Consider the following 727-nt stretch of genomic DNA (forward strand, 5'->3'; position numbering starts at 1 on the left):
GAACCTATATCAGCTCTGATTTGATCAAGATTAGTGATAGCAGTTTCAGCTATATCCATCACAGCCATAGCACCTTTAAGAGTCGTTACGCCTGCAGTTTCATCGGTAGCACCTACTGTTGTTATTTTTAAGGCAGCAAATTGAGAATTTCCTGAACCTGTAGAAAAACCTGAACCTTTGGAAACTACATAAGTATTGCTTATAGAAGCTACACCTGAAACAATTTGCACTGATCCACTTAAAACTTTAGAGTATTCTTTTCCACTGTCTACTGAGAATCCTGACCCTTTGGAAAAACCCGAACCTTCCTGAGACATAAACACTGAAATACTAGAAGCATAAACAAGTTGTTTAGCTCCACCACCATTATAAGAGTTAAATCCCATAGCATCAGCATTAGCTGCTGAAATTTGACCTTTTGATTCTCTTAAAGATACCGAAGCTTGAGAAATCATATCTGTAGTACCCATACCTATGGCACTAAGATTGGTTCCACTTACATTAATATCCCTACCATCATTTTTAACCAAAGATAAGCGTCCATAGTTTTCTTTTTGCAAGATACCTGCACCAGCACCTATACTACCTGTGATTTTAATGCCTCTACCATCAGCTGAAGTAAGAACAAGTTTACCATTCTCATCTTTAGAAGCTTGAACTCCGGTTGTGTCTTTAACCGCATTGATAGCTGAGATCAAAGAACCGTTATTATCTCCATCTTTATAAT

1 protein-coding gene is annotated in these 727 nt (G+C 37.7%); it reads right to left on the reverse strand.

Annotated features, from left to right (window positions below):
* Window positions 1-727, reverse strand: a 727-nt coding sequence (locus tag ELQ11_RS09625; RefSeq protein ID WP_279586196.1) for a flagellin hook IN motif-containing protein, incomplete at both ends; no start/stop codon positions are given.

Origin of the sequence: Campylobacter sp. US50a (assembly GCF_004379015.1) — a bacterium.
Taxonomy (GTDB): Bacteria; Campylobacterota; Campylobacteria; order Campylobacterales; family Campylobacteraceae; genus Campylobacter_D; species Campylobacter_D jejuni.